The sequence below is a fragment of the Aminobacter sp. P4_D5 genome, from assembly GCF_056401815.1.
On the sequence record NZ_JBFUIP010000804.1, the window covers coordinates 1 to 670 of the forward strand.

At 71.3% G+C, this 670-nt stretch carries 1 pseudogene; it reads left to right on the forward strand.

Annotated elements, in window-relative coordinates:
* Positions 1–670, forward strand: a pseudogene (locus tag AC1DWF_RS35110) (alanine--tRNA ligase); the annotation flags it as partial.

Consider the following 670-nt stretch of genomic DNA (forward strand, 5'->3'; position numbering starts at 1 on the left):
GGGCGACATCTTCGTCCATCTCGGCAAGGTCGAGAGCAGCGACATCGAGGTCGGCCAGTCCGTGGTGGCCGAGGTGGACCACACGCGCCGGTCCGCGATCCGTTCGCACCACTCGGCGACGCACCTGCTGCACGAGGCGCTGCGCCGCCGGCTGGGCACGCATGTGGCCCAGAAAGGCTCGATGGTGGCGCCGGATCGGCTGCGCTTCGACGTCAGCCAGCCCACCCCGATCGCGCCCGAGGACCTGGCCTGGGTCGAGGCCGAGGTGAATGCGCGCATCCGCGAGAATGACGAGGTCACCACCCGCCTCATGACCCCCGACGCCGCCGTTGGCGAGGGCGCAATGGCCCTCTTCGGCGAGAAGTACGGCGAGGAGGTCCGCGTCGTCTCCATGGGCAAGGATCCGGCCGCCACCGAGCRAAAGGGCAACTACTCCATCGAACTGTGCGGCGGCACGCATGTGAGGCGCACGGGCGACATCGGCATGTTCCGGCTGGTGGGCGAGGGCGCGGTCAGCGCCGGCGTCCGCCGCATCGAGGCCGTGACGGGCGAGGCCGCCTATGCCGCCATGGAGGCCGAGAGCCGCCTGCTGCGCGAGGCCGCCGCAGCCATGAAGGTGAGCCCGGCCGACCTGCCCGCCCGCATCGCGATCCTCATGGAGGAGCGCCGC